13 protein-coding genes are annotated in these 18,751 nt (G+C 68.8%); all 13 read left to right on the top strand.

Features of this window, described 5'->3' with window-relative positions; translation table 11 throughout:
* Window positions 1-13 precede the first annotated feature (13 nt).
* The 13 genes from LCC91_RS05995 to LCC91_RS05935 all read left to right on the top strand — a co-directional run bounded on the left by LCC91_RS05995 (window position 14) and on the right by LCC91_RS05935 (window position 18,740).
* Window positions 14-2,806 carry a sensor histidine kinase gene (locus LCC91_RS05995; RefSeq protein WP_052231645.1) on the top strand — a complete coding sequence of 931 codons (2,793 nt, stop codon included), beginning with the start codon at window positions 14-16 and terminating at the stop codon, window positions 2,804-2,806.
* Window positions 2,778-3,152 (top strand): response regulator transcription factor, encoded by a 375-nt coding sequence (locus tag LCC91_RS05990; protein WP_043701905.1) that lies wholly within the window; start codon window positions 2,778-2,780, stop codon window positions 3,150-3,152. Before LCC91_RS05995 ends, LCC91_RS05990 begins: the two co-directional genes overlap by 29 nt.
* On the top strand, window positions 3,149-5,341 hold the full coding sequence (locus LCC91_RS05985) for a 3'-5' exonuclease (protein ID WP_224441044.1): 2,193 nt from the start codon (window positions 3,149-3,151) through the stop codon (window positions 5,339-5,341). The genes LCC91_RS05990 and LCC91_RS05985 overlap by 4 nt, the downstream gene beginning before the upstream one ends.
* Window positions 5,342-5,571: 230 nt before the next feature.
* Window positions 5,572-6,816: an ATP-binding protein gene (locus tag LCC91_RS05980; RefSeq protein WP_043701907.1), complete on the top strand. Its 1,245-nt coding sequence runs from the start codon at window positions 5,572-5,574 to the stop codon at window positions 6,814-6,816.
* Between the two features lie 160 nt (window positions 6,817-6,976).
* Window positions 6,977-7,936 (top strand): IS481 family transposase, encoded by a 960-nt coding sequence (locus tag LCC91_RS05975; RefSeq protein ID WP_224440934.1) that lies wholly within the window; start codon window positions 6,977-6,979, stop codon window positions 7,934-7,936.
* 340 nt (window positions 7,937-8,276) lie between these two features.
* Window positions 8,277-10,394, top strand: a complete 2,118-nt coding sequence (locus LCC91_RS05970; RefSeq protein WP_043703574.1) for a 3-hydroxyacyl-CoA dehydrogenase NAD-binding domain-containing protein — start codon at window positions 8,277-8,279, stop codon at window positions 10,392-10,394.
* Window positions 10,395-10,427: 33 nt separating this feature from the next.
* Window positions 10,428-11,603, top strand: coding sequence for an acetyl-CoA C-acyltransferase (locus LCC91_RS05965; RefSeq protein ID WP_043703573.1), 1,176 nt, complete (start codon window positions 10,428-10,430; stop codon window positions 11,601-11,603).
* Window positions 11,603-13,459 (top strand): acyl-CoA dehydrogenase, encoded by a 1,857-nt coding sequence (locus LCC91_RS05960; protein WP_043703571.1) that lies wholly within the window; start codon window positions 11,603-11,605, stop codon window positions 13,457-13,459. The genes LCC91_RS05965 and LCC91_RS05960 overlap by 1 nt, the downstream gene beginning before the upstream one ends.
* Window positions 13,460-13,505: 46 nt before the next feature.
* Window positions 13,506-14,297 (top strand): SDR family oxidoreductase, encoded by a 792-nt coding sequence (locus LCC91_RS05955; RefSeq protein ID WP_043703570.1) that lies wholly within the window; start codon window positions 13,506-13,508, stop codon window positions 14,295-14,297.
* Window positions 14,266-14,748 (top strand): PaaI family thioesterase, encoded by a 483-nt coding sequence (locus LCC91_RS05950; protein ID WP_043703568.1) that lies wholly within the window; start codon window positions 14,266-14,268, stop codon window positions 14,746-14,748. The genes LCC91_RS05955 and LCC91_RS05950 overlap by 32 nt, the downstream gene beginning before the upstream one ends.
* Window positions 14,749-14,890: 142 nt before the next feature.
* A complete protein-coding gene (locus LCC91_RS05945) occupies window positions 14,891-15,907 on the top strand; it encodes an NADP-dependent oxidoreductase (protein WP_043703631.1) in 1,017 nt (338 codons plus the stop codon).
* 80 nt (window positions 15,908-15,987) lie between these two features.
* On the top strand, window positions 15,988-17,643 hold the full coding sequence (locus LCC91_RS05940) for an isovaleryl-CoA dehydrogenase (RefSeq protein WP_043703566.1): 1,656 nt from the start codon (window positions 15,988-15,990) through the stop codon (window positions 17,641-17,643).
* A gap of 188 nt (window positions 17,644-17,831) precedes the next feature.
* A complete protein-coding gene (locus LCC91_RS05935) occupies window positions 17,832-18,740 on the top strand; it encodes an SDR family oxidoreductase (RefSeq protein WP_043703564.1) in 909 nt (302 codons plus the stop codon).
* The last annotated feature ends 11 nt before the right edge of the window (window positions 18,741-18,751 follow it).

Genomic DNA, 18,751 nt, shown 5'->3' with positions numbered 1-18,751 from the left:
GCGCCGTGGTCCGATGTCTCCTGTCGTCGTCCTCGCCGCCGCGTTCGCGTACCTTGGTGGTTTGTTCGCGATCGCGCACTGGGCGGACCGGCGCGCGCAGCAGGGCCGTTCCGTCATCGGCAACGCGTGGGTGTACACGCTGTCGATGGCGGTGTACTGCACCGCGTGGACGTATTTCGGCAGCGTGGGCCGTGCCGCGAGCGGCGGGCTGTGGTTCCTGCCCATCTATCTGGGGCCGACGCTGGCGCTGGTGTTGGGCTGGGTGGTGCTGCGCAAGATGGTGCGCATCGCGCACACCTACCGCATCACGACGATCGCCGATTTCATCGGCAGCCGCTACGGCAAAAGCCCCGCGCTCGCGGGGGCGGTGACGCTGATCACGGTCGTCGGGATCGTTCCCTACATCGCGCTGCAGCTCAAGGGCATCGCGGTGGCCTCCGCGGTGGTGATCGACGGCTCGGCCGCCGGGGCGCTGCACCAGCCCTGGTGGCACGACAGCACGCTCTACCTTGCGCTGGGGCTGGCGGTGTTCACCATCGCCTTTGGCGTGCGGCACTGGGACAGCACCGAGCGGCACGAGGGGATGGTGGCGGCGATCGCCTTCGAGTCGCTCGTCAAGCTTGCCGCCTTCCTCGCGGTCGGGGCGTTCGTCACCTGGGGGATGTTCGACGGCTGGGGTGACCTGATCGCGCGGGCGCAGGCCGACCCCGCGTTGACGCGGCTGCTCACCCTCGGGGATCCGGGGGCGTTTGCGTGGTCGTCGTGGCTGGCGCTGACGGTGCTCGCGGGGCTGTCGGTGCTGCTGCTGCCGCGGCAGTTCCAGGTGATGGTGGTGGAGGCGGTAGATGAGCGCCACATCCGCCGCGCCGCCTGGGGGTTTCCGCTGTACCTGTGGTTGATCAACCTGTTCGTGCTGCCGTTGGCGCTGGCGGGGGGGCTGACGTTCGGTGCCGGGTCGCCGCAGGCGGAGGTGTTCGTGCTGCGGCTGCCGCAGGTCGCGGGGGCCGAGGCCCTGCTGCTGCTGGTGTTCCTGGGCGGGCTGTCGGCGGCGACGGGCATGGTCATCGTCGAGTCGATCGCCGTGGCGACCATGGTGTGCAACGATCTGGTGCTGCCGTGGTGGCTGCGCCGGCAGGGGCGGCACCGTGCGCCGACCGACCTGACGCGGGTCATCCTGCGTATCCGGCGCGGTGCGATCCTGCTGCTGTTGCTGCTCGGCTACGGCTACTACCGGCTGGCCGGCGATGCCTACGCGCTGGTGAGCATCGGGCTGATCAGCTTTGCGGCGGTGGCGCAGTTTGCTCCCGCGCTCCTGGGCGGGATGGTCTGGAAGGGAGCAAGCCGCGCGGGTGCGATGGCCGGGCTGCTCGGCGGCTTTGCGGTGTGGGCCTATACCCTGATGCTGCCGTCGCTGGCCAAATCCGGTTGGCTCAGCGCCGCTTTCGTTACCGAGGGGCCGTGGGGCATCGACTGGCTGCGCCCAGAGGCGCTCTTCGGGCTGCAGGGGTTCGATCCGCTGACGCACGCGCTCTTCTGGAGCGCACTGGTCAATGTCGGGTTGTACGTGGGCGTCTCGCTCGCGCGTCCCCCGGGCCCGGTCGAGACGAGTCAGGCCCTGCTGTTCGTGGACGTTTTCGACCGAACCACGGCCGAGGAGCGCCCGGTGTTTTGGCGCGGCGAGGCGTCGCTCGCCTCGCTGCAGGCGCTGCTCGCACGGGTGTTGGGCGCGGAGCGCGCGCAGGCGTTGCTGCAGGAGCAGGCGCGCGCCCGCGGTGTGGCCCTGCCGGACCTGCCGGCGGATGCGGCGCTGGTGCACTGGGTGGAGACGCAGCTCGCGGGCGCGGTCGGCAGCGCCTCGGCGCGCTGGCTGGTCGCGTCGGTGGTGGAGGAGCAGCCGCTGCGGCTGGAGGACGTGTTCGACATCCTGCGCGAGACGGGGCGGCTGCGGGCGCTGTCGCGGGCGCTGGAGGACAAGTCTCGGTCGCTGGAGCGCGCCACGGCCGAGCTGCGTGCGGCCAATGAGCGGCTGCAGGAGCTCGACCGGCTCAAGGACGACTTCATGTCGTCGGTGACGCACGAATTGCGCACGCCTTTGACCTCGATCAGGGCGCTGACGGAGATCCTGCGTGACGATCCCGGCATGGACGTGGCGCAGCGCCAGCAATTTTTGGACATTGTCGTGGCCGAGAGCGAGCGCCTGACGCGTCTGGTCAACCAGGTGTTGGATCTGGCCAAGATCGAGTCCGGCCACGCCGACTGGCACGTGGGTGAGGTGGTGCTGCAGGATCTGGTGGAGCAGGCCGCGCGCGCGGCCGAGCCGTTGCTGCAGGCCCGCGGCGCCCGCCTGACGGTCGAGGTGCCCGATCGCCCCGTCGTCGTGCGCGCCGACCCGGACCGGCTGCAGCAGGTGCTGATGAACCTGCTGTCCAACGCCGCCAAGTTCGTGCCCGAGGGGTGCGGCGAGGTGGTGCTGCGGGTGTCGATGGTGGCCGATGCGCGCACGCCGATGGCGCGGGTCGAAGTGCAGGATAACGGGCCCGGTGTGCCACCCGAGGAACAGGCGGTGATCTTCGAGAAATTCCGTCAGGGACGCGACGCGCGCGAGCGCCCCGGGGGCACGGGGCTCGGGCTGCCGATCAGCCGCCGCATCATCGAACACCTGGGCGGCCGCCTGTGGCTGCGGTCGGCACCAGGGCAGGGGGCGTGTTTCGGCTTCGACGTGCCGCTGGCCATGCCCTACACTGCGAACGACGAACCGAGCAGAGGAGACGAGCTCCGTGAGCAAGCGCGTGCTGATCGTGGATGACGAGCCGAACATCCTGATTCCGCTGGAGTTCCTGATGCGGCGCGAGGGCTACGAGGTGCGGCTCGCGCGCGATGGCGACGAGGCGCTGCAGACGGCTGCGCAGTGGTGTCCGGACCTGGTGCTGCTCGATGTGATGATGCCGCGCAAGAGCGGCTTCGATGTCTGTCAGGCGATCCGCGCCGACGCCCGCCTCGCCGGGATGCGCATCGTGCTGCTCACGGCCAAGGGGCGCGATGCCGACGTGGCCAAAGGGCTGGCGCTGGGTGCCGATGCGTACATCACCAAGCCGTTTGCGACGCAGGATCTGGTGCGGCGCGTGCGCGAGCTGCTGGAGGACGCGGCGTGAGCCGCCGCATCGACCCGCGCCTGTGGTGGCTGCTCGCCGGTGCCGGCGTGGTGTCTCTTGCGTGGCTCGGGGTCACGGTCGGGCTGATCGCGGTGACGCTGGAGCCGGATGCCCGCGCGCGGATGTTGGACCTGCTGGGCGACCGCTGGGGGTTCGTGCTGCTGATGTGGCTGTTTGGCATGGGCGGCATCGCGTGGGGCCTGCAGCGGGCCTTCGACGTGGGGGTGCACCCCTGGCGGCGGCTGGCGGAGGAGGCGCAGGTGCTGCTCACCGCCGAGGGGGCGCCCGCGCTGCGCGAGCGGGGGCCGGCCGAGGTGCGGCGCGTCGCGCGGCTGTTCAACCAGCTCGTGCAGCAGCGCGAGGACTGGCGCGCGCAGGTCGAGCAGCGCGTGCGTGAGGCCGCCCGCGGCATCGAGCAGGAGAAGTCCCGCCTGGCCGCGCTGATGTCGGAGCTGACGCAAAGCGTGGTCGTGTGCAACCGCGACGGGCGCATCCTGCTCTACAACAACCGCGCGCGCCTGCAATTTCGCGCGCTGTCGCAGGCGCCGACGCTTGCCGGCGGGGCCGAGCTCATCGGCCTCGGGCGGTCGATCTACACCGTGTTCGACCGCGCGCTGATCGCGCACGCGCTGGAGAGTATCCAGCAGCGCCTGCGCCGCGGGGCGGCGCACCCCAGCGCGCAGTTCGTCACGGCCACCCGTGCGGGGCAGTTGCTGCGGGTGCAGGTGGCGCCGGTGCGGCCGGTCGAGGGCGGAGACGCCGACCCATCGGCACTCGCCGGTTTCGTGCTGCTGCTCGACAACATCACGCGCGAGCACGAACAGGCCGCGCAGCGCGAGCGCCTGTGGCTCGATCTGACGGAAGGCAGCCGGCGCAGCCTGGCCAACGTGCGCGCGGCGTTGGAGGTGCTGGCGCTGCCGGACGCCGACGCGGCGTTGCGCGAGCGGTTGCTGCAGGTGGTGCGCGACGAGGTGCTGGGCTGGGGCGAGCGGGTGCAGCGGCTCGTTGCCGAGGGCGCGGCGCTGTGGACCCAGTCGTGGCCGATGGAGGACATGCTGGGCGCCGATCTGGTGGCGGCGCTCGAGCGGCGGCTCGCCGAAGTGGACGGGGTGCCGGTGGACATGGGGCCGGTCGATGCGCAGGTCTGGTTGCGCGTCGACAGCTTCGCGCTCATCCAGGCGGTCGTGTACCTCGCGCGCCGTTTGCACACCGAGCGTGCAGTCCCGCGCGTCGGCCTGCGCCTGCAGGCCGCGCCAGCGGAAGACGGGCCGCGCGCGCATCTGGACCTCGTCTGGCCCGCTGCCGCCGCTGATGGGGCCATCGACGGCGTGATGGGCTGGGAGCTCGACCCGATGGGCATCGGCACGGGCGGCGCGATTGCGTGCGTGCGGGACGTGGTCGAGCGCCACGGCGCGGCGCTGTGGGCAGAGGTCGACGCCGCGCGGGGCGAGGCGTTTTTCCGCTGGCGTCTGACCGCGATCGAACCGGCGGAGTCCGCCGAGAGCATGCCGGCCGTGCGCACCGAGAGCCGCCCCGAGTTCTACGACTTCGACCTGTTCCGCGTCTCGCCCGCGACCCAGGCGCTGGACGACGTACCGCTGACCGAGCTCGCCTACACGGTGTTCGACACCGAAACCACCGGGCTCAATCCGTCGGAAGGTGACGAGATCATCCAGATCGGGGCGACGCGCATCGTCAACGGCAAGCTGCTGCGGCACGAGAGCTTCGAGCAGCTCGTCAACCCCCGCCGCAGCATCCCGCGCGAGACGATCCCGATCCATGGCATCACGCCCGAGATGGTGGCCGACCAGCCCGACATCACCGAGGTGCTGCCGGCGTTTCACGCCTTTGCGCGCGACACCGTGCTCGTGGCGCACAACGCGGCCTTCGACATGCGTTTCCTGCAGCTCAAGGAGAAGCGCACCGGCGTCGCATTCGACCAGCCCGTGCTCGACACGCTGCTGCTGTCGGCGGTGGTGCACCCGGCGCAGCCCTCGCACCGGCTGGAGGAAATCGCGGCGCGCTTTGGCATCCCGGTGATCGGGCGCCACACGGCGCTTGGGGACGCGTTCGTCACGGCCGAGGTGTTCTTGCGCCTGATCCCGCTGCTGCAACAGCAGGGCATCCGCACACTGGGCGAGGCGCGACGGGCGTCGGAGCGCACCTACTACGCCCGGTTGACGTATTGACGGGCGAGCCCTCTCTGTGGGACTTAGAGAGGCGACGCCCTCCATGCACGGTCTGGCATTCGGCCGCCGAGGGGCGGGGCGCGCGGTGCGGGGCGGTCGATCATGACCGGATGGGGATGCCATCGCAGCCTTGATCGCTCCTTCTTTTCCGATACGTGCTTCCGAAATCTTAGATCATACGTTCCGAACTTTACGATATCACGATCCGAAATTTACGATACCATTGGCCGATGAGCACGACTTCACTTTTTCCGCGCTGGATCGAACCACGCATCGCGGAAGCCCTGCTGGACACCCCCGTCGTGTTGCTCGCTGGCCCCCGTCAGGCTGGCAAGACCACACTGGTGCGACAGGTGGCCAAGCTGCAGGGTCTGCGCTATCTGACACTGGACGATGAGCTGACCCTGTTGGCTGCTCGCGAAGATCCGGTCGGGATGATCCGCAGCCTGGATCGCGCCGTGATCGACGAGATCCAGCGGGCACCGCCGTTGTTGCTGGCGATCAAAAAGAGCGTCGACGAGGACCGGCGTCCCGGGCGTTTTCTGCTGACCGGATCGGCCAACGTGATGGCGTTGCCGACGGTGGCCGACTCGCTGGCCGGCCGGATGGAGACGCTGACTTTGCTGCCTTTGTCGCAAAGCGAAATCGAGCGGCACTCCACCAATTGGATTGACAGCGTTTTTGCCGGTCGTCTGCCCAAGGTCGGTCAGCCGGCGCTGGGCGGCGATTTGATCGAGCGCGTTCTACGGGGGGGCTACCCGGAAGCGGTGGCGCGCACATCAAACCGGCGTCGGGTGGCGTGGGCTCGTCAGTACCTCGACGCCATCATCCAGCGCGACGTGCGCGATGTAGCGGAAATCGACAAGCTCGATCATCTGCCCAGACTGCTGCGAGCGCTCGCCCAGACAGCCGGTCAGATGTGCAACTACACCCAGCTCGGTGGTCAGGTCGGCCTGGATGGTAAGACCGCTTCACGCTACATTGGGATACTTGAGCAGATGTATCTGCTCAAGCGCGTCGAGGTTTGGTCGCGCAACCGCCTGACCCGTGTCGTGAAAACCCCGAAGCTGCAGTTCGTCGATGCCGGTTTGCTGGCGGCGCTGCTGGATCTCACGGTGGATGGTGTACAACAGGATCGCGTCCGGTTTGGTCATGTACTGGAGACCTTCGTTTTTGGGGAGTTGCTCAAGCACACGACCACAGCAGACGGCGACTACCGCTTGATGTATTACCGGGACGCGGACAAAGTCGAAGTCGATGTCGTCATCGAAAATGCTGCGGGACGGCTGGTCGGGGTCGAAGTCAAGGCGGCCGCTACCGTTAGAGAGAGCGATCTTCGCGGGCTGAGGAAGTTGGCGAGCCTTGCGGGCAGTCAATTCACGATGGGGGTATTGCTGTATGATGGAAACGAGGCTTTGCCCCTCGGGGACAGGATTTGGGCGGCACCGCTGTCGTCGCTTTGGGGTGAGTTGTAGCGGCTCAGTGCCTCAAGTTTTGTTTGGATCAATAAAATGTCGCATCCCGGATGATTGGATAGTGCCATCACGCCATGCGTACCTGCTGGCGGTAAGCGTTCTGCGCGAGCTGCTGGGCAGCGGGTCAAGGCGTTGACGACCATCATCGGGAGATGCCCTCATGAACATCAAGCTGCATGCCCTGGCGCGTACAACGCCAGCCATACGGCGCGAGATCGCGCTGTCGGATGAGCCGGCTGCGGTGTTGGCTGAGCGTTACGGCGTTTCGCTCATGACGGTGTACAAGTGGAAGCGCCGCGAGGATTTTCTGGATCGCTCCCACACCCCGCACCGGCTGCGTACCACCATGACCCCGGCGCAGGAGGCCATTGCAGTGGAGCTGCGCAAGACGCTGCTGCTGCCGCTGGATGATCTGCTGTCGGTCATGCGCGAGTTCGTCTGTCCTGACGTGTCGCGCTCGGGACTGGATCGCTGCTTGCGACGCCACGGCGTGGGGTCGCTGCGATCCCTCAAGCCCCAGGTGCCCAAACCCGCACATCAGCCCTTTGCCGCTTACGAGCCGGGCTTCATTCATATCGACGTGAAGTACCTGCCGCAAATGGCCGATGAGACGCGGCGGCGCTACCTCTTTGTGGCCATCGACCGTGCCACGCGCTGGGTCTTCATTGCCCTGTACGCCTCCAAGAGCGCGAGAAACGCGCGCGCCTTCCTCAAGTCGCTGCTCACGGCGTGCCCGATCAAGATCAACAAGATCCTCACAGACAATGGCAAGGAGTTCACCGCACGGCTGCTGGGGCAGCCCAGTGCCACCCACGCCTTCGAGAGCCTGTGCGAGGCACTCGGCATCGAGCACCGCACCACGCGCGTGCGACGCCCCCAGACCAACGGGATGGTAGAGCGCTTCAACGGCCGCATCGAGGAGGTGCTGCGCAGCCACCACTTCATCAGCGGCGAGGATCTCGAGAAGACCCTGCTGCGCTATGCTTGGCTTTACAACCACCAGCTGCCCCAGGCCGCACTCAAGGGTCTCACGCCCATGCAGGCCATGAAACAGTGGTACACGTCACACCCGCATCTGTTCCAAAAACGGCCATATGATCATCCGGGATGTGACAGGTAGAGCGGTGGCCAATCCGATATCAATGATTGGGGCAGCCATAAGCGACCGATCCGGTAAAACCAGCGGTGCTGGTAAGCGGGCGCTTCGCTGGCACACGGCTGGCGGTTAGGGTGTCACCGCGTTGTGAACGCCGAACACGGCGATACGTTTTGGTGGCGTTGTGCTCCGTCGCGGTAGCGGAGCGGCATTCGTTCCCTCGGGCGGGGTCAGCTCTCGGTCGAACGGGACGAGACAACCAGGCGACACCCCGACGTAGCCAAACCCCGGCGCATCGGCCTAGAATCGACGCAAAACCGAACGACCGTTCAGTTTTGTCCGTGATCGCTTTCGAGGAGGCACCATGACCGCTCATTACCAGGTCCACGGCGACGTGGCCGTCATCACCCTGGACAACCCGCCCGTCAACGGGTTGGGGTTGTCCACCCGGCAGGCCATCGCCCAGGGGCTGGACCGCGCCAACGACGACCCCGCCGTGCGCGCCATTGTGCTCACCGGCGCCGGCAAGGCGTTCTCTGGCGGCGCCGACATCAAGGAGTTCGGCTCGCCCAAGGCCTATCAGGACCCGAACCTGCTGAGCGTCATTCTGGCGGTGGAGCACTCGGCCAAGCCGGTCATCGCGGCCGTGCACAGCGTTTGCATGGGCGGGGGGCTGGAGCTGGCGCTGGGGGCGCACTACCGCATCGCGGCACCGGGCACCAAGGTGGCGCTGCCCGAGGTCAAACTCGGCCTCATCCCCGGCGCGGGCGGCACGCAGCGGCTGCCGCGGGTCCTCGGGGTGGAAGCGGCGCTGAACATGATCGTCAGCGGCGAGCCGGTGGCGAGCGAAATCCTCGCGGCCATCCCGGGGCAGAAGCTCTTCGACAAGCTCGCCGCGTCGGCCGAGACGCTGTTGGAGGAGGCCATCGCGCTGGCGCGCGAGGTGGCCGATAAGCACGCCGGTGGGGCGCCGCTGCCGCTGGTGCGCCACCTGCCGTGCCAGCATCCGCAGGGCGACGCGTACTTCCAGTTCGCGCGCAACATGGTCGGGGCGCAGGCCAAGCACTACCCCGCGCCGCTCAAGTGCATCGACGCGGTGCAGGCGGCGACGACCAAGCGCTTCGACGATGGGATGGCGTTCGAGCGCGAGACCTTCGTCAACCTGATGAACACGCCGGTGAGCATGGCGCTGCGCCACCTGTTCGTCGCCGAGCGGGCGGCGGGCAAGATCGCCGACGTTCCCGAGGACACGCCGGTGCGCGAGGTGCGGCAGGTCGCCATCATCGGCGCCGGCACGATGGGCAGCGGCATCGCGATCAACTTCCTCAATGTGGGCCTGCCGGTGACGCTGCTCGAGGCCAAGCCCGAGGCGCTCGAGCGCGGCGTGGCGCACATCCGCTCGGTGTACGAGGGCCAGGTCAAGAAGGGTAAGCTCAAGCCCGAGCAGGTCGAGCAGCGCCTCGCGTTGCTGCGCACGACGATGACCTACGACGACATCCGCGACGCGGACCTGGTCATCGAGGCGGTGTTCGAGGACATGGCCGTCAAGCGCCAGGTGTTCGAGCAGCTCGACGCGGTGATGAAGCCCGGCGCGATCTTGGCGACCAACACCTCGACGCTGGACGTCAACCAGATCGCCGCGTTCACGAAACGCCCGCAGGATGTCATCGGTACGCACTTCTTCAGCCCGGCCAACGTGATGAAGCTGCTGGAGGTGGTGCGCGGCGACAAGACGGCCAAGGACGTGCTCGCCACCGTGATGGCGCTGGGCAAGAAGATCAAAAAGACCTGCGTCGTCAGCGGCGTGTGCGACGGCTTCATCGGCAACCGCATGATCGAACAGTACAGCCGGCAGGCCGGCTTCCTGCTGGAAGAGGGCTGCACGCCCGAGCAGGTGGACCGCGCGATCGAGAAGTTCGGCTTTGCGATGGGGCCGTTCCGCATGGGCGACCTCGCTGGCAACGACGTTGGCTGGTACATCCGCAAGCGCCGCTACGTCGAAAAACCGCACCTGCGCTACAGCAAGATCGCGGACCGGCTGTGTGAGATGGGGCGCTTCGGCCAGAAGACGGGTGCCGGCTGGTACGACTATCAGCCGGGCAAGCGCGACGCGATCCCGAGCCCGGTGGTCAACCAGATGATCGAGGACTACCGCAAGGAGCTGGGCATCAACCCGCGCAAGATCAGCGACGACGAGATCGTGCAGCGCCTGGTGTTTGCGCTGGTCAACGAGGGCGCGCACATCCTGGAGGAGAAGATTGCCGCGCGCGCCAGCGACATCGACATGGTCTACATCACGGGTTACGGCTTCCCGGTATGGCGCGGCGGGCCGATGCACTATGCCGAGCAGTTTGGCCTGTTCAACGTCGTGCAGGCGATGAAGCGTTTTGCCAAGAACCCGCACGACGACGCCCAGTTCTGGCAGCCCGCGCCGCTGTTGCAGCGGCTGGTGGCCGAGGGCAAGGGTTTTGCCGCCGTCTGAGGCAGTGGCACCGCGATTACTGGAGAACCGAACATGAGCAATGCCGTCATCGTTTCCACCGCCCGCACACCGTTGGCCAAGAGCTGGAAGGGCGCTTTCAACATGACCCACGGTGCCACGCTGGGGGGGCACGTGGTGCGCGCCGCCATCGAGCGCGCCCGCCTCGACCCCGCGGAGGTCGAGGACGTCATCATGGGCTGCGCCAACCCCGAAGGCGCGACGGGTTGGAACATTGCGCGCCAGATCGCGTTGGCCGCGGGCTGTCCGGTCAGCGTCTCCGGCATGACCGTCAACCGCTTCTGCTCCTCCGGGCTGCAGACGATCGCACTGGCCGCGCAGCGCATCCAGTCGGGCGAAGGCGAGATTTATGTGGCCGGCGGCGTCGAGAGCATCTCGTGCGTGCAAAACGAGATGAACAAGCACATGATGACCGACCCGGCGCTGCTGGCGCGCAAGCCCGAGATTTACTGGACCATGCTGCAGACGGCGGAGCAGGTGGCCAAGCGCTACGGCATCTCGCGCGACGCGATGGACGAGTACGGCGCGGCGAGTCAGCAAAAGGCGTGCGCGGCCGCTGCGGCGGGCAAGTTTGACGATGAAATCGTGCCGATCACCGTGACCGCCGGGGTGTTCGACAAGCAGCGCGGCCTGATCACGCGCGAGGTCACGGTCAGCCGTGACGAGGGCCTGCGCGAGGGCACGACGAAGGAGGCCATTGCTGGCATCAAGCCAGCCATGCCCGGTGGCACGATCGCCGCGGGCAACGCCAGCCAGTTCTCCGACGGCGCCGGGGCGTGCGTGGTGATGGACGAAAAGGTCGCCGAGCGCAAGGGCCTGCAGCCGCTGGGGCGCTTCCTCGGCTTCGCGGTGGCGGGTTGCGAGCCGGATGAAATGGGCATCGGCCCGGTGTTTGCCGTGCCCAAGGTGCTTCAGCGCCTGGGACTGACCGTGGACGATATCGACCTGTGGGAACTCAACGAGGCGTTTGCGGTGCAGGTGATCTACTGCCGCGACCGCCTGGGCATTCCCGCCGACCGGCTCAACGTCAACGGCGGCGCGATCGCCATCGGTCACCCCTACGGCATGTCGGGCCAGCGCCTGACGGGCCATGCGCTGATCGAGGGCAAGCGCCGCGGGGCCAAGCGCGTGTGCGTGACGATGTGCATCGGCGGCGGCATGGGCGCGGCCGGCGTCTTCGAGGTGCTGTGATGGGCCAGGGCCTGCGCGCAGCCATCGACTTTCTGTTGTACGAGTGGCTGCGGGTGCAGGCCCTCACCACTCGCGCGCGTTACGCCGACCACTCGCGTGAGACGTTCGACGCCGTGCTCGACACGTGCGAGCGCATCGCGCGCGAGAAGTACGCGCCGTTCAACCGGCTCGTCGACACGGAGGAACCGCGCTTCGACGGCGAAAAGGTCATCCTGCCCGCCGCGACCCACGAGGCGTGGAAGGCGTACGCCGAGAGTGGCATGCTCAGCGCCGCGCAGGACTACGACGTTGGCGGCATGCAGCTGCCGTACACGATCGAGGCGGCGGGCAATGCGTTTTTTGCCGCGGCGTCGGTCAGCATCGGTGCCGGCATGCTGACGGTGGGCAACGCCAACCTGCTGATGGCGCACGGCACGCCGGCGCAGCGGCGGGCGTTTGCGCTGCCGGAACTGGCGGGGCGCTTCTCGGGCACGATGTGCCTGAGCGAGCCGCAGGCTGGATCCAGCCTGAGCGACATCACGACGCGCGCCGTGCCGGACGGCGACGGCTACGAGGCCGATCCGCTGGGGCCGCGCTACCGCCTGCGCGGCAACAAGATGTGGATCTCCGCCGGTGAGCATGAGCTCACGGACAACATCGTCCACCTGGTGCTGGCAAAGATTCCGGGGCCGGACGGGCGGCTGCCGCCCGGCGTCAAGGGGATTTCGCTCTTCATCGTGCCCAAGCGCCTGGTCGACGCTGAGGGGCGGCTCACCGGGCAGCGCAACGACGTGGCGCTGGCGGGCCTGAACCACAAGTGCGGCTGGCGTGGCACGACCAACACGCTGCTGAACTTCGGCGAGGGGCGCTATCCCGTTACCGGCGCGGCCTTCGGCTCCGGCTTGGACGGCCGCGGGGCCGGGGCGATCGGCTACCGGGTCGGTGCGCCCGGCGAGGGCCTGCGCTACATGTTCCATATGATGAACGAGGCGCGCATTGGCGTCGGTATGGCGGCCACGATGCTGGGCATGGCCGGGTATCGGGCGAGTCTGGATTACGCGCGCACGCGCACGCAGGGGCGCCCCATCGGCCCCGCGGGCAAGGACCCGGCGCAGCCGCCCGTGCCCATCATCCAGCACGCGGACGTCAAGCGCATGCTGCTGGCGCAAAAGGCCTATTGCGAAGGGGCACTGGCGCTGCAACTCTATTGCGCGCGGCTGGTGGACGAGCAGCGCACGGGCGACACCGCCGCGGCGGACGAGGCGCGGTTGCTGCTGGAGGTGCTCACACCGATCGCCAAGAGCTGGCCCAGCGAGTGGTGCCTGGAGGCCAACAGCCTGGCGATCCAGGTGCATGGCGGCTACGGCTATACGCGCGATTTTCCGGTGGAGCAGTACTGGCGCGACAACCGCCTCAACATGATCCACGAGGGCACGCACGGCATCCAGGCGCTGGATCTGCTCGGGCGCAAGGTGCTGATGGAGCAGGGGCGGGGGCTGGCGCTGCTGGGCGCGCGCATCGCCGCGACCGTCGCGCAGGCGCGCGAGGAGCCAGCGCTGGCGGCGCACGCGCAGGCACTGGCCGACGCGTGGGATGCGGTGCTGGCCGCGACCCGCGCCGCGTGGGCCGACGGCGACCCCACCGCGGCGCTGGCCAACGCCGTGCCGTACATGCAGGCGTTCGGCCACACGGTCATCGCGTGGATGTGGCTGGACGTCGCGCGCGTGGCCGCCCGGGGCGATGGCCCCGCCCACCGCGGCCGTCTGCAGGCGTGCCGCTACTTCTTCCACTACGAGCTGCCCAGGATCGAGCCTTGGCTGCGTGTCGTGCGCACGCGCGATCTGACGTGTGCCGAGATGCCCGACGAGGCGTTTTGACCCCACGGTCCCGCAACCCCCTACCGAACCAAAGAGGAGACCCTGCATGACCCGAACCATCACCGAACTGTTTGACCTCAAGGGCCGCACGGCGCTGGTCACCGGCGGCTCGCGCGGCCTGGGCCTGCAAATCGCGCAGGCGTTGGGCGAGGCCGGCGCGAAGCTGATGCTGACCGCGCGCAAGCCCGATGAGCTGGAAGAGGCCGTGCAGACCCTGCAGGCACAAGGGATCGACGCGCGCTGGATCGCCGCCGACTGCGCGCGCGAGGACGATATCCAGCGCCTGGTGTCGGAGACGCTGCAGCGCCTGGGTGACATCGACATCCTGGTCAACAACGCCGGGGCCGCCTGGGGGGCGCCGGCCGAGGACCACCCGCTGGAAGCGTGGGACAAGGTGATGAACCTCAACGTGCGCGGCTACTTCGTCCTGAGCCAGGCGATCGGCAAGGCGTGCATGATCCCGCGGCGGCGCGGCAGCATCATCAACGTCGCCTCCATCGCCGGGCTGGGCGGCAACCCGCCCGATATGCGCACCATCGCCTACAACACGTCCAAAGGCGCGGTGATCAATTTCACGCGGGCGCTGGCGGCCGAGTGGGGGCGCTACGGCATCCGCGTCAACGCGATCTGCCCTGGGTTTTTCCCGAGCAAGATGACGCGCGGCACGCTGCAGGCGATGGGCGAGGAGCGGCTGGCGGCGCACGCGCCGCTGAACCGCCTGGGCGACGACGAGGACCTCAAGGGCGTGGCCGTGCTGTTCGCGTCCGACGCGGGCAAGCACATCACCGGGCAATGGCTGGCGGTCGATGGAGGCGTCAGTGCCGTCGTCGGTGGGTGACATCCCGTTTGCGGTGCGCATCCCGTTCGTCGAGCTGCTGGGCCTGCGCCTGCGCCGCTGGGAGGACGGGGAGGCGGAAATCGCCTTCGACCCGGCACCGCAACATCTGAACTCCTTCGACGTCGTGCACGGCGGCGCGAGCATGACGCTGCTGGACGTGGCGATGGCGCACGCGGCGCGCAGCGTGCAGCGCGACATGGGGGTGGTGACCATCGAGATGAAAACCACCTTCATGCAGGCGGCGAAGGGGCCGCTGCTGGCGCGTGCGCGCCTGCTGCACCGCACCGCGACGATGGCCTTCACCGAGGGGGACATCCGCGACGCCGAGGGGCGGCTGTGCGCCCACGCCACCGGCACGTTTCGCTACGTGCGACGCCTGCCCGCACCGGGGCGCGACGTGCACGACCTCAACCGCAGCGCAGACGCGGGTGGCATCGCGCCCACCGACTGACGCGACCAACGACGGACAACGGACCGTTAGACGAACCACCGCCGATCGACCGGCGAACCGCCGATGACCAAAAGAGGGGTTGTCCCCCATCCACCCACGAATCACAACCGGCGCGTCCCGCGCCATGATGGAGGAACGTGATATGCCGCTGAACAAGCAGATCCTGCTCGTGAGCCGCCCGCAGGGCGAGGCGAGCGTCGACAATTTCCGCCTCGTGCAAACCGAAACACCGCCGCTGGCCGACGGACAGGTGCTGGTGCAGCACCATTACCTGAGCCTGGACCCGTACATGCGCGGGCGCATGAACGAGGGCAAGAGCTACGCGGCACCGCAGCCGCTCAACGAGGTGATGATCGGCGGCACGGTGGGGCAGGTGGTGGAGAGCCGCCACCCGCGCTACGCGGTAGGCGACTGGGTCGTCGGCATGGGCGGCTGGCAGGAGTACAGCGTGGTCGATGCCAACCAGCCCGGGGTGCTGCGCAAGGTGGACGTCTCGCGCATCCCGCCCAGCCACTACCTGGGGGCGGTGGGCATGCCCGGCGTGACGGCGTGGTACGGGCTGGTCAAGATCATCGAGCCCAAGGCGGGGCAGACGATCACGGTCAGCGCCGCGGCCGGCGCCGTGGGCAGCGCCGTCGGCGTGCTGGCCAAGCAGCGCGGCTGCCGCGTGGTCGGGATCGCCGGTGGTCCGGACAAGTGCGCTTACGTGCGCGACGAGCTGGGGTTTGACGACTGCATCGACTACCGCGAGCACCGGGACCTGAAGTCGCTGGCCGGCGCGCTCAAGGCCGCGTGCCCCAACGGCATCGACGGGCACTTCGAAAACGTCGGCGGGATGGTGCTGGACGCGGTGATGCTGCGCGCGAATGCCTTCTCGCGTGTGGCGCTGTGCGGGATGATCGCGGGGTACGACGGGCAGCCGCTGCCGATGCTCAACCCGGCGCTCATCCTCATCAACCGCATGCGCATCGAGGGCTTCATCGTCAGCGAGCACATGGAGGTCTGGCCCGAGGCGCTGGCCGAACTCGGCGAGCTGGTGGGCAGCGGGCGCTACCGTCCGCGCGAGAGCATCGCGCACGGCATCGCGTCCGCGCCCGAGGCCTTCCTGGGGCTGCTCAAGGGCCGCAATTTCGGCAAGCAGCTCGTCAAGCTGGTGTGACCCATCCCCCGCGGGCCGGACGCGGCGCGCCGGCCTTGGCGGGGGGATGAAGGAAGCTGCGCCGCGCGAGGAGTCCGCCCATGGGCACCGCCACGCACGAGGTCTTCAACCAGCCCGAGCCGCTGGTGGACGTCAACCTCTTCGAGGCCAACCGGCCGCTGCAGGACGCGCTGCGCGTGCTGGCCCCGGAGCTGGACTGGACGGACCTGCGCGCCGCGGGGGCGCGTTGGGGCACGCACGAGATGCAGCAGCACGCGCGGCTGGCCAACGTGCACGGCCCGCAGCTGCGCACGCACGACCGGCGCGGCCACCGCATCGACGAGGTGGAGTTTCACCCGAGCTACCACGCGCTGATGGCCGAAGCGACGGCCGCGGGGCTGCACGGCACGCCGTTCGCGCCGCCGGAGGCGGCCAGCGGCCACGCGCACGTCCGCCGCGCGGCGGGCTTCATGCTGTTCACCGAGCTCGAGCCGTCGGTGCTGTGCCCGATTTCGATGACTTATGCGGTCACGCCCGCGCTGCGCGCCAACGCCGCCGTCGCGCGTGACTGGCTGCCCAAGCTCACCGCGCGCGCCTACGACCCGCGGCTCGTGCCGTGGCACGAGAAGGCCGGGGTCACGATGGGCATGGGCATGACGGAAAAGCAGGGCGGCTCCGACGTGCGCGCCAACACTACGCGCGCGCGGCCCGACGGGCACGATGCGTGGGGCGCGCGCTACGCGGTGACGGGGCACAAGTGGTTTTTCTCGGCACCGATGAGCGATGCGTTCCTGATCCTGGCGCAGGCGCCCGGAGGGCTGTCGTGCCTGTTTTTGCCGCGCGTGCTGCCCGACGGCACGCGCAATGCGATCCGTATCCAGCGGCTCAAGGACAAGCTGGGCAACCGCGCCAACGCCAGCAGCGAGGTCGAGTTCGACGCTGCCACCGCGTGGCTCGTGGGGGAGGAGGGGCGCGGCGTGCCGCAGATTCTGGCGATGGGCACGCTCACGCGGCTGGATTGCGCGCTGGGCACGGCGGGGCTGATGCGCCAGGCCCTGTCGCTGGCGCTGGACCACTGCCGCCAGCGCCGGGCGTTCGGCCGCCCGTTGATCGAGCAGCCGCTGATGCGCAACGTGCTGGCCGATCTGGCGTTGGAGTCCGAAGCCGCGACGCTGCTGGCGCTGCGGCTGGCGCGCACCTATGACCGGCCCGACGACGCGCACGAGCGCGCGATGCAACGGCTGCTCACCCCGGTGGCGAAATTCTGGATTTGCAAACGCGGTGCCGCGTTCGCGCAGGAGGCGATGGAGTGCCTCGGCGGCAATGGCTACGTGGAGGAGGGCGGCGAGGGGGTGATGGCGCGTCTGTACCGCGAGATGCCGGTCAACAGCATCTGGGAGGGCTCCGGCAACATCATGGCGCTGGACCTGCTGCGCGCGCTGCGGCAGACGGACGCGGTCGCGGCGCTGGAGGCGGAGCTGGCACCGGCGCGCGGCGTGCACCCGGCGTTCGACCGGTGGCTGGGGACGTGGCCGGCTCGGCTGGACGCTGCCGCGACCGAATCCGACGCCCGGCGCCTCGCCCAGGACGTGGCGCTGGCGGTGCAGGCGGCGTGGCTCGCGCGCTGCGCGCCCGCGCCGGTGGCGCAGGCGTTCTGTGCCTCGCGGCTGGGGGGTGACTGGGGCCAGACCTTTGGCACGCTGCCCGCGGGCGTGGATCTGGCGGCGATCCTCGAGCGCGCGATGCCCCGCTGTTGATCCGGCAGTTGGGGCCTACCGCACAGCGTTCGGTGCTGGTGAGGAGCGCTGGAGACTCCAGACAAAACCGTACCAGAGCAGTGGATTGGCTTGTCCGGGCCGATGCAGGCCACGGAAAGAAGGCACTTGCCGAAGCCGCAACACCAGGGTAACACGGGCCCAGCGCCCGAGACAGCGGAGATGAAACGATGCTCACGCAATGGCAAGGAAAGACCGCGGTGATCACCGGGGCCGGGTCGGGCTTCGGGCTGGAGGTGGCGCGGCTGGCGGCGCGCCGCGGCATGCGGCTCGTGTTGGTGGACGTGCAGCCCGACGCGCTGCAGGCGGCGGCCGACGAACTGACCCACGCCGGGGCCGAGGTGCTGGCCCAGCGGGTCGATGTCGCGGACGCCGCCCAGATGGAGGCGCTGGCGCAGGCGGTGCAAGGGCGCTTTGGGGCGCCTCATTTCGTCTTCAACAACGCCGGGGTGGCGGCGGGCGGCCTGGTGTGGGAGAACACGGTGGCCGACTGGCAGTGGGTGCTCGGGGTCAACCTGTGGGGCGTCATCCACGGCGTGCGGCTGTTCACCCCGATGATGCTGGCGGCGGCGCGCGCCGACCCGGCGTGGCGTGGGCACATCGTCAACACCGCCAGCATGGCCGGGTTGCTCACGCCGCCCAACATGGGCGTGTACAACGTCAGCAAGCACGCGGTCGTGGCGCTGACCGAGACGCTGTACGAGGACTTGCGGCTGGTGACGGACCAGATCGGGGCCAGCGTCCTGTGCCCCTACTTCGTGCCCACCGGGATCAGTCACAGCCAACGCAACCGCCCCGCGGAGCTCGTATCCGCGCCGCCGACGCGCAGCCAGCTGATCGGACAGGCGATGAGCGAAAAGGCGGTGAGCAGCGGCAAGGTGACTGCGGCCGAGGTCGCGCAGCGCGTCTTCGACGCCATCGAGTGCGACCGCTTCTACATCTACAGCCACCCGCACGCGCTCGGGCCTGTGGGACAGCGCCTGCGCGCCATCGTCGATGGTGATAATCCCCCGGACCCCTTCGCCGACCGGCCGGAGGTGGGCGCGCAGCTGCGGGCGGCGCTGCGGGCGGCCAGCTGACGCCGACCGCG

It is taken from the genome of Tepidimonas taiwanensis (assembly GCF_020162115.1).
Classification (GTDB): Bacteria; Pseudomonadota; Gammaproteobacteria; order Burkholderiales; family Burkholderiaceae_C; genus Tepidimonas; species Tepidimonas taiwanensis.
Note: the sequence above shows the minus strand (reverse complement) of the source record. Positions and strands in the feature narration are given on the sequence as shown.

What these genes read in the sequence shown, in the direction of transcription:
- LCC91_RS05995 (WP_052231645.1), top strand. Translation starts at nt 14, where the DNA reads ATGTCTCCTGTCGTCGTCCTCGCCGCCGCGTTCGCGTACCTTGGTGGT.
- LCC91_RS05980 (WP_043701907.1), top strand. Translation starts at nt 5,572, where the DNA reads ATGAGCACGACTTCACTTTTTCCGCGCTGGATCGAACCACGCATCGCG.
- LCC91_RS05975 (WP_224440934.1), top strand. Translation starts at nt 6,977, where the DNA reads ATGAACATCAAGCTGCATGCCCTGGCGCGTACAACGCCAGCCATACGG.
- LCC91_RS05970 (WP_043703574.1), top strand. Translation starts at nt 8,277, where the DNA reads ATGACCGCTCATTACCAGGTCCACGGCGACGTGGCCGTCATCACCCTG.
- LCC91_RS05965 (WP_043703573.1), top strand. Translation starts at nt 10,428, where the DNA reads ATGAGCAATGCCGTCATCGTTTCCACCGCCCGCACACCGTTGGCCAAG.
- LCC91_RS05960 (WP_043703571.1), top strand. Translation starts at nt 11,603, where the DNA reads ATGGGCCAGGGCCTGCGCGCAGCCATCGACTTTCTGTTGTACGAGTGG.
- LCC91_RS05955 (WP_043703570.1), top strand. Translation starts at nt 13,506, where the DNA reads ATGACCCGAACCATCACCGAACTGTTTGACCTCAAGGGCCGCACGGCG.
- LCC91_RS05950 (WP_043703568.1), top strand. Translation starts at nt 14,266, where the DNA reads ATGGAGGCGTCAGTGCCGTCGTCGGTGGGTGACATCCCGTTTGCGGTG.
- LCC91_RS05945 (WP_043703631.1), top strand. Translation starts at nt 14,891, where the DNA reads ATGCCGCTGAACAAGCAGATCCTGCTCGTGAGCCGCCCGCAGGGCGAG.
- LCC91_RS05940 (WP_043703566.1), top strand. Translation starts at nt 15,988, where the DNA reads ATGGGCACCGCCACGCACGAGGTCTTCAACCAGCCCGAGCCGCTGGTG.
- LCC91_RS05935 (WP_043703564.1), top strand. Translation starts at nt 17,832, where the DNA reads ATGCTCACGCAATGGCAAGGAAAGACCGCGGTGATCACCGGGGCCGGG.